The sequence below is a fragment of the Sphingobium herbicidovorans genome (assembly GCF_002080435.1).
GTDB classification, from domain to species: domain Bacteria; phylum Pseudomonadota; class Alphaproteobacteria; order Sphingomonadales; family Sphingomonadaceae; genus Sphingobium; species Sphingobium herbicidovorans.
The window spans coordinates 1,482,732-1,494,598 of sequence record NZ_CP020538.1 but is presented as its reverse complement, the minus strand read 5'-3'; the positions used below and the strand labels follow the sequence as shown (position 1 = coordinate 1,494,598).

Genomic DNA, 11,867 nt, shown 5'->3' with positions numbered 1-11,867 from the left:
GATTCCCGCAAGTCTTGGCTAGGTTGAGCGCCGCACAATTCTATTCATAATGGAGGCGAGTTCGAGAAACTACGGAATATGCGTAGCTCTTTGCGGCGACGTCTACTTCGGCTTGAGGTTGTGTGCGACTGCTGCTCATCGCCTTGGACGGCGATCAGTGGCTGACCCGGCCGTCTAGGCTCCGCGGCTTGGGCCGGTCGCTACCGGGCACGTCAGTCGCTCGCCGGCGGCCCGGCCTCGGCTTCCCGCAAGACGGTGAGCTTCGGGCTTTCCGCCGCGAGCTTCCTGTGCGCCTCGAACAGATCGACGCGCTTCTGCATGTCGAGCCACAGATCGGCCGACGTACCGAGCACATGGGCCAGGCGCACCGCCATGTCGGCGGTGATCGCGCGGTGGCCGTTGATGATCTGGTTCACGGTGAAGCGCGACACATCGAGCGCGTCGGCCAGCGCCTCCTGCGTGATCTTGGCGCCGGGCTTGCGCAGCACCCGGTCGCGCAGGAATACGCCCGGCAGCTGCGGGGGGAAATCTCGTGTCTCAGCCATCGCCCTCATGCCACAATTGCAACTCGACCGGGCCGAACGGCGGCGTCCAGCCGAACATCAGCCACCATCCGTCCTCGACCGGCACCCGCCAGCGGCCCGGGCGATGGGCCACGACCTCGCCGTCGAACAGCAAGGTCACGTCCGACCAGATGTGGCAGTCCATGAGGAAGTCGGCGAGCGCCGCCACTTCCTCGGCGAAATCCTTGGGCAGGCCGACGATGCAGCCATGCCGCCGGGCCTGTTCGACCCGAAGGTCCGAAATACGCGAAACCATGTGAATTGACTCCAACCCTGAACGATGCGGGCAGCGCGAAATGCGCGGCGACGGCATCGCCCTCGGGCGGAGGACAACCGGTCCAGAGCGCGAAGCTCAGGACCATGTCGCGGGTCGAGGACTGTGCCCCCGACGGCGGCGGAAAGCTGAACACCAGCCGCACACGCGAATGCTCGCGAACCTGCGCCACGACATGCTGCGCGAGATCGGCAAGGTCAGCCTCTACATCGTCGAAGCCAGCGTCGCGCCGGAACGGATTGCTCAAAATCCGGGCGACAAAAGCATCGATCAGCGCATCGCGCTTCTTTGCCGACATGAAGTTCTGCACCGCGACCATGCGATGCTGGCCATCGACGATCGGCAGATCGAACAGGCGATTGAGATTGGCGGGAAGATACAGCCCGTTATCGATATCGAGGAGGATCTGACCTTCGCAATCGATATGCGGAAGGATCTTGGCCCCCGTCGCGAAGCTGCCGACCGTATTCCAGAATTTCGTCGGGCTGCGCCTCGCCTCGTCCAGGTGATCGAGCAGCAGGTGCGTGATCTCATGCGCTGCAACGAAGGCGCTCCGGTCCCGGTCGGGCGCAGTCCATTCGGCGAAAGCACGCCAGTCGATCCTGCCCTCTCGTTGCGAGCGGAACTTGGGTTCACTCGCGGGTAACCGCCCGAGATAGCGCCAGGCCACCACCAGCGCTGTGCTGGTCGAGGCGAACGCCTCGCTGAAATTCTGCTCGAGGGAGAGCGGTGGCTGCATAATCTGGAAATGGAAACAGAGGCATTACATTTCAAGGGGCATGAATATGGGCGATTGAAATTATTTGAACGCTCATGCTCCTCATTGGCGAGGCCATCGCAAGCGCCATACCCCGGAAGTGGCATGCGTGATCGTACTGCGGCGTGCTCGAGGGCATTCAGCCTTGTCTCGAAAGCTCTGCGCCCTTGGAAATGATCATGGATGTTGTGAATCTAGGGGAAGGCGGCCCAGATGGACATAATGTTGATCGTGTACGTAGTTGGTCCGGCAGCCCTAGTTGTGTCTGCGGGGCCTAAGGCCGCCAGCGCCGGCGGTTTCGTCATCCACAGAGGCCAATCGCTTGTTCAGATGAGGTTGTCGAAATCCGCCTTTCGTTTATGTCTGGCCAAAGACGGTAATTGGCCAAGAGAACCGCCATCCGCAGTTTATTCAGCGTTCTCTACTTCCCGCTGTTGCGGTCAAGTGGAGACGAGTACAGGCAAGCTGTTCCGCCTCGTCGCTTAGCGCTCGCCGTAGACGGCGCGATCGAAACGACTTGTCAGGTTGTGTATGAAGTCCGCGCAGTCGTTGGCATACTTGGGTTGCATCTGACGCACAGCGCCGCCAACTTCGTAGTCGCCCTCATGGGCGATTTGGTTGCGGCGCTTTACATAGTTCGCCAACCGGTTCTTGATCTCCTGCGCGGTGGTCCCGGGCCCTGGCCAGAAGTTGGCGACCTCATCGAAAATTCCTTCTAGTCCGATGAGACTGTAGGCTGCGATGATCTTGTCGGGGGCCTGATAGGACAGGAACTGTAGGCTCCGATCTCTCAATCGTGCGCTTAATGCCGTAGCGGTGTTCGAGGCAGTGAGAATCGGGAATGCCTGCCTAAAGCTGGCGGCGTTCTTGATCGGCAACAAGTCCGCCATAGCCGCCGCAAGCGCCTCAGGAATAATCGGTTGCGCGAGCGCGATAGGAATGCGTTCGTCAAGGACAGAATGGATGTACGCGTCCATAGCGGAGATCGCAGCCACCACCGCCGATCGCGGCATCCATAGTAGGTCCTGATTGTCAGCATTAAGCCGCCCGCGAGCCCCCAGTCCGCGGGCCCGTCTTAGTTCAGCGTACATGGCGGTGAGTTGACGGGCAGCAGCAATGCTACGTTCGAAGTCTGTCCACGTGGTCATGACCACCATGATGGCCAATCTGCCGGCGGCGCGCCAGCGCGAACAAAGCGGTATGGGAGATAGAGTTGCAGGAATCCATCCGGATGCGGCCCTCGGACCTTCCGAGCGCCCCAGGTGGTCTTGGTAAACAAATATCAGCTTATGGAAGCGGCAAAGGCCGTGCTGAACAGCGCCTCCTGGGCGGGAGGTCATCAGCGTGAGCCATAAACGGCTAGGGCCGCCAACATAGCGGTCCTTCCGGCGATCCGCCGACGCTCCTACAAGCCGCCATTCGTTCATCCTCCAACCCAGCGGCGCCTATCCACCGAAGCCGGCACCCACCGCCGCTAAGAGACTCATCGCAGACGATTGTCGGACCCACCTCACGCGGCAGGTCGAACTAAAATAACTTAGGCGCGTCGGTCAGCGGCTGATTAAACTGCGACGACCTGCTGCACTCGACCATCTTGCCCGAAAATCCTCAGGTATCGCTCGATTTCGGCAGGATCGCCGGTCGCCTTGGAAGGATTGTCAGAGAGCTTCACGGCATGACGCCCGTTGGCGCTGGTCACCTTGGCAACGAGCGAGATCGGCTCCAGCTCGTGCCCGCCGTCGGGATCGCAGCCTCGAAAGTCGTTGGTGAGGTTGGTGCCCCAGCCGAAGCTCATCCGTACCCGACCATGGAAGTGACGATACGCCGCTTCGATGCTGTCGACATCCATCCCATCGGAGAAGATCAGCAGCTTGGTGCGAGGGTCGCGGCCATGCGCCTCCCACCAGGCAATGATCTGCTCGCCGCCCTCGATCGGGGGCATGGAGTCGGGACGGAAGCCGGTCCAGTCGGCGAGCCAATCGGGGGCGTCGCGCAGAAAGGCAGTGGTGCCGAAGGCGTCCGGGAGCGCGATCAGCAGGTTCCCGTCATAGTGCGCCCGCCATTCCCCCAGCACCAGATAGGGCGCGGCTGCCACACCGGCATCGTCCTCGGCGAGAGCGGCCAGCACCATCGGCAACTCGTGCGCGTTGGTGCCGATTGCCTCGAGGTCGTTGTCCATTGCGAGCAGCACATTAGAGCTGCCGATGAAGCGCGTGCCCAAACCCTCCTTGAGTGCTTCGACGCACCAGCGTTGCCAGAGGAAGCTGTGGCGGCGGCGGGTGCCGAAGTCTGAAATCACTAGGTCAGGAAGCTGGCGCAGCCGTTCGACCTTTTCCCAGAGCTTAGCCTTGGCGCGAGCATAGAGCACGTCGAGCTCGAAGCGGCCCTTGCCCTTGAGCCCGGCACGCGAACGCAGCTCGTTGACGATGGCGAGCGCCGGAATCTCCCACATCGTCGTATGCGTCCACGGCCCCTCGAACTGCAGTTCGAACTGACCGTCGATCGTGCGCAGCTCGTAGTCGGGCAGCTGGAAATCGGCGAGCCATTCGATGAAGTCCGGCGCGAACATGCGCTGCTTGCCGTAGAAGCTGTTGCCAGCAAGCCAGATCAGCTCCTTCTTGGAGAAGCGGACCGTGCGCGCATGGTCAAGCTGCTCGCGCAGCTCCGTCTCGTCGATCACGTCCGCCAATCGCAGCGACTTGCTGCGATTGATCAGCGAGAAGGTCGCCTGCACGTCCGGATGCAGATGCCGGATCATCTGCAGCATCAGCAGCTTGTAGAAGTCGGTGTCGAGCAGGCTTCGGACGACCGGATCGAGCCGCCAACCATGGTTATAGACGCGCGTTGCGATGTCAGTGACGGGCATTGGTCGATCCTCAGCCGGTGACGAGGTGAAGGGCGTGGGCAGCGGGTGCCACAAATACGCGGCGACCCCAATCGAACACCAGAAAGTCCTGCTCCATGCCGTCCGCGAAGATCACGCCGCCATCGTTCATCCGCGAGGTAACCTCGATCGGCTCGTGGGCGAGTTTGCCCGCACGTATGCTCGTGCCGGTTGCAATGCTTGGAAAGGCCTCGCGGACGAAATAGGCGACGGCGCGCTCCTCGGGCGTCAGCGGCACGTGCGTCCCCATCGATTCCATGATCGAACGGGCCCAGCCCGTGGCGCCGGTTCCCGACGCCACAATGAGGCCGCTGGAGCTATGGTCCTCCCGGCCGCTGCTGACCACGATGCTGAAACGCGCGGACTGGTGGCTGCGATGGCCGACGAACACTTCGTTGAGCGCAAGCAGGCGCTCTCCGGTGTCAAGCCGGGCTTCGACCATCGTGCGGTACTCGATCGGCGCCTGTTCTGCTGCGGCTGCGCGAAGCAGATCGGCGAGCCGTCGCACGGGCACGCGGACGAGGATGCCGTCGTAGAGATCGGGCGACGGATTCACTCCCAGCACGGGTTGGCTGGCGAGATATTTGGCGACGTTGGCGACCAGCCCGTCCTGGCCGACCGGCACAATCACGTCCTCCGGACCGAACAGGAACCGATCGAGGTCGGGTCGGCGCACATGTGCCTGCCGCCAGTCGTCCGGCACCGCCAGCCGCGCCTGTTTCAGCGCATCGTGCAGCTGGCAGTCGCGATCCTCCAGCGTCTCAATCCGCTGGCCGCGCGTTTCGAGAAAGAACCGTGCCTGCTCGCGCGTCGCATGACGCGCGAGCAATAGCTCATAGTTGCTCTCCCGAGTGACGAATACCGCGCGAGGGCTGTTGGTCGGCATCGCGCCCTCACCGGGCCGGAAGCGCAGACGCTTCGCGGCGGAACTCGCCGAGGAGACTGGATAGCAGATCGGGCGTGACGTTCAGATGCTCGATCGTATCCAGCTTGCCCGCCAGATCGCGCGCCGCGAGCCCCAGGAGGACGGCGGGCGGCAGATCGCGGTAGATTGCGATATGCGCCTGCTCGGCCTCTGCCTTGGCGCCCTCCACGGTGCGAATACGCTCCGCCTCGGCCGCCGCTTCGACCTGCTGCGCCTCGGCGAGGCCCGCCGCGCGCGTGCGGGCGTTTGCGGCTTCCTCCGCGATCAGCTGCTGCTCGCGGCGAGCGAGTTCGGTCCGATTGGCGAGCTCGTTCTCGGCGATGGCACGCTCTTTCTCGACGGCGAGCGCCCGACGTTCGAACGTCGCCTGATCCGCCTTTTGCTGGAGCGCCTCGAAGGTGGGCGTCTGGAGCGCGCGTTCCAGTTCGGCGCTGGGCGCGAGGTTGGTGAGCCGGATCGCGACGACTTCGAGACCGATCTCGCCCAGCGCCGGATCGTGCGCTAGCGCCGCCTGCAGCGCGCCGCGCAAGGGGTCCGGCCCCCTATCGAGCAGCGCCTGCACTGGTGCCTGTGCGAGATATTGCAGCACCGCCTGATTGACCAGGCCGGCAAGACGCGTCTCAATGCGCTGAATGGGCTCAGCGGTCCAGCTACCACTGCGCAGGCCTATCGTGAAATCCACGCGCGCCGCGAGCAGCTCGGGATCGGCAACGCGCCACGTCAGCGTGCCCTGCACCGCCACGGTCTGGAAGTCCTGGCTGCGCCCCTTAACGAAGAGCGCCATCTCGCGGTCGTCCATCGGCAGCTCGGCAATGCTGGCGGTCTCCGGGCGGAACCAGAAGACGAGACCCCGCCCGCTCTGCCGCACCCGGCCCTTGCGATATCGGATGACATGGCTGCTTGCGTCGGCGCGCAGCTGCGCGGCGAAACTGAAATTGCGGACGTGGGCCATCATTGTTCCCCTTCTGCTTGACGGTATCGATAGAGTTCGGCTGGACGGAACGACGCGCCGGTCTCGCGCTCGCCTGTCGCTTCCAGCCAGCCGCGATCCAGCATGCGGCGGCGAAAGGCGGGCTTGTTGAACTTGGTGTCAAGGATGGCTTCGTAGATGTCCTGCAAGGCGCGCAACGTGAAACGCTCGGGCAGGAGCGCGAAGGCGATCCCGGAATAATCGAGCTTGCCGCGCAGGCGACGCACCGCGAGGCTGAGCATCTCGCCGTGGTCGAAAGCGAGGTGCAGAGGATCGCCGTCACCGATGCGCGCCTCGATAGGGCCGCCTGTCTCGCCGCGCCATGGGACGGTGAGTTCCGCGAGCGCCAGCTCGGGGGCGGATTTCAGCGCAGCCGCGAAGCGGTCCGCCGGAAGGAGTGCGAAATAGGCGACGCTGATGATCCGCGTCCGCGGGTCACGATCGACCGCCCCGAACGTATAAAGCTGCTCGATATAGGCATCCGACATCCGCGCCTTCGCGGCGAGGATGCGATGTGCCGCCTCATCGAGGCTTTCGCCGATCCCGACGAAGCCGCCGGGCAGCGCCCGTTGCCCGACAAACGGGTGTTGGTCGCGTCGCGTCAGCAACACGGCAGGCGCGCCATCGACCACGCTCATCAGGATCAGATCCACGGCGACGGACGGGCGTTCATATGCGGCGGGATCATAGTTTTCGAGAAAGGCAGCTTCGTCCATCGAGTCGACCTTATATGCGTTATGCGCTTTACTTATGCGTGAATTGCGTATATGTCAAACGCCAAGGAGGTACCCTATGACGGGTTTCGTGATCGTGGTGGACATGCAGCGGGATTTCGTGGCCGCCGACGGGGCGCTGCCGGTGGCTGGAGCGGAGGCGATCGTACCACCAATGAAAGCATGGCTTGCGGGTCTACGTACCGAAGATGTGGCTGGCGTACTCTTCACGGCCGACACGCACGTGCCTGAGATCTATGCGGCTTCGGCGGAGGCCGAGCAGTTTCCGCCACATTGCGAGAAAGGCACGCCGGGATGGGAGAATGTGCTCGATCCAGACGCGATCGATCCTGCCGTCCCGGTCTACCTCCTCGAAAAGGGTGTGTTTGACATGTGGGCCGAGCCCGATCTCACGGTTACGGCGGTCGCGACAGGTGAGCAGGTTGCGCGGGACGCCTTCTTTGCGGAGCTGACGGCGCGGGGCGTCAAGGAAGTGACGGTGATCGGCGTCGCTGCCGACTATTGCGTCCGCTGGGCAATTGAGGGCCTCGTCGCGCGTGGATTCACGGTCGAAGCGCCGATGGGGCTTACCCGCGGCATTACGCGACCGATCGAGCAAGTCATCGCCGATGAGTTTGCGGACGCACCGGTCCGGCTGGAGGCGGCGGCATGATTGTCCTGTGGCGCGTCTCGAACCACTGCAATCTGGCATGCCCGTTCTGCGCCTACGACAAACGTCTCGCCTTGCCGCGCGAAGAGGTGGACCCGGCGCAGGTCGCGCGGCTCATCGACCTGCTCGGCGCGTGGCGGGGCGAAACCGGACATCCGGTGCTGTTGAGCTGGCTCGGCGGCGAGCCATTATTGTGGGCGCCGCGTGCCGAGCTGGACGAACGCGCGGCACGATGGGGCATTGGACTCAGCCTGACCACCAACGGCACCCGCCTGGGCGCGCCGCGCGTGCGCGCGGAGCTTGTGCAGCGCTATCGCGAGGTCACGATCAGCATCGATGGCATGTCCAGCTTCCATGATGCCATGCGCGGCTGGCGCGGCGCGTTCGACAAGCTCGCGCAGAGCGTGCCAGCGCTGACAGGCGAGCGGGACGCTGCGGGCGCGGGGCTCAAGGTGCGCGCCAACATCGTGCTGATGCGCGACAACATCGACGGTTTCGCCATGTTGTGCCGCACCCTCGCCGGCTGGGGCATCGACGAAATCAGCTTCAATCAACTGGGCGGGCGCGATCGACCCGAATTCTATCCCGACCATCGCCTGCGCCCCGACGATGTCGCGCAACTGGCCGCTGAAATGCCGCAGCTGCGCGCCGAACTGGGCCGGATGGGAACAACTTTGGTTGGCGGGGCCGCCTATCTGGAGCGACTCGCCGACACCGTCGCGGGCCGGCCGATGCCCGTCGCCGACTGCCGGGTGGCGGAAACCTTCCTGTTTATCGACGAAGTCGGCCGCATTGCGCCATGTAGCTTTGCGCCTGAGCATTTCGGCGTTTCAGTTGATGACCTTAATAGTATCGCGGATATTCAGGCTCTGCCGCGCCAGTTGCAGTTGCACCAGCGCGCGCGGCCACCTCGCGACTGCGCCGATTGCCCGAGTACCCAGCAGTTCGCCAAGTTCGAACCGCTGCTAGCATGAATCCGTCCGGGCGACTCAATTGACTGCGACCGCCGACAAAGCGGCCATTTGCGCATTCGGAACGGCTCGTGGAAACCTGCCCTTAGTTCAGGAACGGCTCGTGCATTGCGCATGGGCTCAGATGGTTTGTTCAAAGCTGTCGTCTATTCATCCGGCCCTAACGACAGTGATCCATCGTACTAAGACAGCTGTGTTTGGCGAGGGAGGCAGAGAGTGGAGTTTACGCAGATCAGTGCGGATCCGTGCCGCCAAGTTGCGCGGCTCCCCGATTTGGATGTTATTATCCGGCGCATATTCCCGTTGCGCCGCTTCCTGAACATACTTCGGTCACAGGAAATAGGTCTGGTCGCGCCCCATACTTGGGAAGATCCTCGCGAAGATCCCACCGCCCTTTGTATGCTGGAGGGTAGCAGACTCTCTCCGCCGAAAGGGCAGCAGTCTCTTGCCGCCTATCTGGCACCAGTATGGGCGCAATGCTGGTCGCTCAATCCCGGTTCCGACACCTTGCTGCGAGCCTACTCGCGGGTGAGTATCGACCCGAAAAGCCAGCGTAATAACGCCCGTGATGGGGAAGGCGTCATCGTAACGACCACCGTTCGGAATCTATTCTCGGCAGCGGAGATCTGGCATGCCGATGGTGCAGATAGCCACTTTGTAATCGGGCGCGTCGAGTATTTGGACGATCGCGAAATTGGTCAGCGCATCGTCAACGCCTGCAACACGGATGGGTACGGCCCCACCTTCTTTCGCACAGTGCAGGGGCGGGCCGAGTCACTTCTGTGGAAGCGGACCTACTTCGAGCATGAGCAGGAAGTGCGACTAATGCTAATCGCCCGAGATTGGCCGAAGGATCAATCCGTGCCTCCGGTCCGTAATGTCCGGGTCGATCCGAACATAGTCTTCCGAAGCATCAGTTTCGATCCTCGGCTGATTTCTTTCGAAAAAAGGGAGCGGGAGGAAGAGATTCGCGAGGCGGGCTTTACCGGTGAGATACGTCCCGATCATAGCTATCAAAAGATCATCAACCTTCTGGAAATGAGGCGTAATTGGCCTGATCCCTGACCGTGACCGCCAACGTAGCCGCCATTGCGGGCCTCGGATTCATTCATTGGTAGCTGCCATTCGTTCAGCAGCTCCCCGACGACGGCAACTGGCGCGAGAGCGGATGAGGTGGATGGCTCCCGCTCACGGCATCTAAGTGCCAAGATGGGTTGCTGTCATGCAACCCGAGTCAGGAGCCACCCGCCATGGAGATTAGCACGATCGGCCTGGATTTGGCCAAGAACGTCTTTCAGGTTCACGGTATCAGCGCGACCGGTGAAGTCGTCCTTCGCAAGGCGTTGCGGCGATCGCAGATGTTGCCGTTCTTCGAAAAGCTACCACCTTGCCTGATAGGCGCCGAGGCCTGCGGGACATCGCATCATTGGGCGCGCGAACTGACGAGGCTGGGCCATGAGGTGCGGCTGATGCCGGCAGCCTATGTGAGGCCTTATGTAAAGCGCGGCAAGAACGATGCTGCCGATGCCGAGGCGATCTGCGAAGCGGTCACGCGTCAGACGATGCGGTTCGTGCCCATCAAGTCGCGCGAGCAACAAGCGGCGTTGTCGCTACACCGCGTGCGCAGCCTGTTGATCAAGCAGCGCACGCAGTTGGTCAACATGCTGCGCAGCGTGCTCGCCGAGCTGGGTATCGCCATCCCGGTGGGGATCGTGAGGGCCTTGCAGATAGCGCGGGAGATCGTTGATGGCGAGCCCAAACTCGATCTGCCGACCGAGGCGACGAACGTCGTCGCAGTGCTAGCAGGACAACTGCTCCAGCTTCACACCCAGTTGCGCAAGCTCGACCTGCGTCTCGCCGCTCTGCAGAGGAACGACGAGCGGGCCCGGCGCTTGGCGACGATCCCCGGTATCGGGCCGGTCGGTGCGACCGCGCTAGCAGCGTCGGTGACCGATCCAAGTCAGTTCTCGTCGGGGCGCCAGTTCGCTGCCTGGCTGGGGCTGACCCCGCGTCAGAGTTCGAGTGGCGGCAAGGAGCGCTTGGGGCGCATCACCAAGATGGGCGACAGATATCTGCGACAACTTCTGGTCATCGGCGCCACCGCACTGGTCCGATACGCCAAGGAGAAACCCGCCACGGTCGATCCGCGCTTTGTCACATTGCTCGCCAGAAAGCCCGCGCGCGTCGCCTCGGTCGCCATCGCTAACAAGATGGCGCGGATGGCATGGGCGCTCATGGCACGCGGCGGCGTCTTCGAACGCGGGCATGCGCCTATGCTGGCGGGAGCATAGATCAAGAGCTAGCTGAGGAGATCAGCTTCACGAGGTTGTGAGAGCGAAGGATGTGATGGCAAAACCGGTCGGACCGGGAACAAGGACAACCCAAGGACTGTCTTAGGCGTAATAGCCTGCTAAGCCGATCGGACCTTGTTCGCGGACCCCATCAGGGCCAGCAGTCTGCACCGACTGCACCAACAGGCCGGACAGACGACTGCACCCGACCAACGGCCAGATCACCACTTTACACTTGCAACGCGCGAGCCATCCACAGAAGACGGTCCGGTTCCGTCAGGACGCATGAATATACGGACTTTTGCAAGCCTAGAAGTTCTCTATTCGTTCTGTTAAGGCGCGTAGTCATGGGCGACGAGGCGAACGACGAACACGAGGCGACCGAGGACGAGTCCTCGGCTGCGGTTCTGCTCGCATCGGCTGAAGATCTTGCCTCCATCGATCTGGAGAAGGCGTTAGAGGGATTAGATCGCGCCGACGACCTTGCGCTCGAAGGAGCCCTAGATCGCGCCGCGAAGGCGGCCGACGAGGCGGGCCATGCAGCCAGGGCGCGCGGCTACCGGCTGCTAATGTTCCTCTGCACCCTCCACCTGCAAGTCGAAGACCCAGCCGAGCCTTGGGGACCGAGGTTCGTTGGCCCGGAAGGGCGGTCCTATACGGCGAGCGACTTCCGCGGCGAGCAGAACGCTGTGCTCGCGGGCGTCATCGACGGGATCGCGCATCCAGCTTTGAGGGCGAGGATCGCGGATGTCGTATGGTACAACGACCGCAAGCAGGGCGGCGCCGCGGCGGCAGCTATCGCAGCATACAGCGAGACCATCGAGCGCCGTCTGGATGGGACCTACGCGC

At 62.8% G+C, this 11,867-nt stretch carries 12 protein-coding genes and 1 pseudogene; 6 read left to right on the top strand and 7 right to left on the bottom strand.

Annotation, left to right across the window (positions count from 1 at the left end):
* Positions 1–212: 212 nt before the first annotated feature.
* The gene (locus tag B6S01_RS07265; RefSeq protein WP_037464333.1) at positions 213–545 is read right to left on the bottom strand and encodes a HigA family addiction module antitoxin; all 333 of its coding nucleotides are present in this window, start codon (positions 543–545) and stop codon (positions 213–215) included.
* Complete coding sequence (locus B6S01_RS07260; RefSeq protein ID WP_037464335.1) at positions 538–819, bottom strand: hypothetical protein; 282 nt, start codon at positions 817–819, stop codon at positions 538–540. Before B6S01_RS07260 ends, B6S01_RS07265 begins: the two co-directional genes overlap by 8 nt.
* A 169-nt stretch (positions 820–988) precedes the next feature.
* Here B6S01_RS07260 and B6S01_RS07255 point away from each other — a divergent pair, with 169 nt between their 5' ends.
* On the top strand, positions 989–1,483 hold the full coding sequence (locus B6S01_RS07255; protein WP_062792986.1) for a hypothetical protein: 495 nt from the start codon (positions 989–991) through the stop codon (positions 1,481–1,483).
* Positions 1,484–2,076: 593 nt separating this feature from the next.
* Here the strand turns inward: B6S01_RS07255 and B6S01_RS07250 are convergent.
* The 5 genes from B6S01_RS07250 to B6S01_RS07230 all read right to left on the bottom strand — a co-directional run bounded on the left by B6S01_RS07250 (position 2,077) and on the right by B6S01_RS07230 (position 7,089).
* Positions 2,077–2,742 (bottom strand): hypothetical protein, encoded by a 666-nt coding sequence (locus B6S01_RS07250; RefSeq protein WP_197053212.1) that lies wholly within the window; start codon positions 2,740–2,742, stop codon positions 2,077–2,079.
* Between the two features lie 413 nt (positions 2,743–3,155).
* Positions 3,156–4,460 (bottom strand): nicotinate phosphoribosyltransferase, encoded by a 1,305-nt coding sequence (gene pncB / locus B6S01_RS07245; protein ID WP_037464344.1) that lies wholly within the window; start codon positions 4,458–4,460, stop codon positions 3,156–3,158.
* A gap of 10 nt (positions 4,461–4,470) precedes the next feature.
* Entirely contained in the window at positions 4,471–5,364 is an 894-nt protein-coding gene (locus B6S01_RS07240; RefSeq protein ID WP_037464347.1) for an NAD(+)/NADH kinase, read from the bottom strand.
* 7 nt (positions 5,365–5,371) lie between these two features.
* Positions 5,372–6,358 (bottom strand): SPFH domain-containing protein, encoded by a 987-nt coding sequence (locus tag B6S01_RS07235; protein WP_234810759.1) that lies wholly within the window; start codon positions 6,356–6,358, stop codon positions 5,372–5,374.
* Complete coding sequence (locus B6S01_RS07230) at positions 6,355–7,089, bottom strand: NUDIX hydrolase (RefSeq protein ID WP_037464350.1); 735 nt, start codon at positions 7,087–7,089, stop codon at positions 6,355–6,357. The genes B6S01_RS07235 and B6S01_RS07230 overlap by 4 nt, the downstream gene beginning before the upstream one ends.
* A 76-nt stretch (positions 7,090–7,165) precedes the next feature.
* Here B6S01_RS07230 and B6S01_RS07225 point away from each other — a divergent pair, with 76 nt between their 5' ends.
* From B6S01_RS07225 to B6S01_RS22225, 5 genes and pseudogenes are all read left to right on the top strand, one after another.
* Positions 7,166–7,759, top strand: a complete 594-nt coding sequence (locus tag B6S01_RS07225; protein WP_037464353.1) for a cysteine hydrolase family protein — start codon at positions 7,166–7,168, stop codon at positions 7,757–7,759.
* The gene (locus B6S01_RS07220; RefSeq protein WP_037464356.1) at positions 7,756–8,730 is read left to right on the top strand and encodes a radical SAM protein; all 975 of its coding nucleotides are present in this window, start codon (positions 7,756–7,758) and stop codon (positions 8,728–8,730) included. Before B6S01_RS07225 ends, B6S01_RS07220 begins: the two co-directional genes overlap by 4 nt.
* A gap of 213 nt (positions 8,731–8,943) precedes the next feature.
* The gene (locus B6S01_RS07215; RefSeq protein ID WP_037464359.1) at positions 8,944–9,792 is read left to right on the top strand and encodes a hypothetical protein; all 849 of its coding nucleotides are present in this window, start codon (positions 8,944–8,946) and stop codon (positions 9,790–9,792) included.
* A 185-nt stretch (positions 9,793–9,977) separates the two neighbouring features.
* A complete protein-coding gene (locus tag B6S01_RS07210; RefSeq protein ID WP_037464362.1) occupies positions 9,978–11,018 on the top strand; it encodes an IS110 family RNA-guided transposase in 1,041 nt (346 codons plus the stop codon).
* 347 nt (positions 11,019–11,365) lie between these two features.
* Positions 11,366–11,860 (top strand): annotated as a pseudogene (locus B6S01_RS22225) (DUF7380 domain-containing protein); the annotation flags it as partial.
* Positions 11,861–11,867 lie beyond the last annotated feature (7 nt).